Below are 550 nucleotides of genomic sequence, written 5' to 3'. Positions count from 1 at the left end.
CTGCTTGGTGAAGCCTCAATTGGTGATATTTCAACGTTGACGTGGAGCCAGGATTACCAAGGCGAGTGGAAAGCGACGGAAACCCTCACGATAAATGGACAGAGCATCGCGGTTTATCGCCTTGCCCTAACGGCCAAGACCAAGGGGGCGAGTTATCAGAAGATCGATTTGTGGTTGTCTGAGCAAGATGCGTTCCCGATCAAAGCGGATCTTTATTTGCGTTCGGGCAAGCTTGCCAAGCAAGCGCAATACGGACGAGCGACCAACCGCGGCGAAGATTACGTCAGTGAGATGACCCTGCTCGACAGCATTCAACCGAGCAAAAAGACGGTGATTGAGTATCAAGAAATCGTCCCGTGGCAGTTGGATAACAAATTCTACAACCCGAGTTATTTGCCGAAAGCCAATACATCGGAGCTGTAATTTAAGGTTATTAACGCCATCAAGGATGTTTTATGAAAGTGCGATTCTTTAACGCTACCATCAATGTAAACAGCGCTGCGATTAGCTTCATTGCCGCTTCATTATGGATGGTTGCACCTGTTGCGGC

The 550-nt window shown here is 48.5% G+C and carries 1 protein-coding gene; it reads left to right on the top strand.

Annotated elements, in window-relative coordinates:
• A partial coding sequence (locus tag R8O11_RS30465) for an outer membrane lipoprotein-sorting protein (RefSeq protein WP_318195294.1) occupies positions 1-423 on the top strand: 423 nt, incomplete at its 5' end.
• Positions 424-550: the final 127 nt, after the last annotated feature.

It is taken from the genome of Vibrio sp. 1288, assembly GCF_033344475.1.
This window is presented reverse-complemented; position numbering and strand designations above follow the sequence as displayed.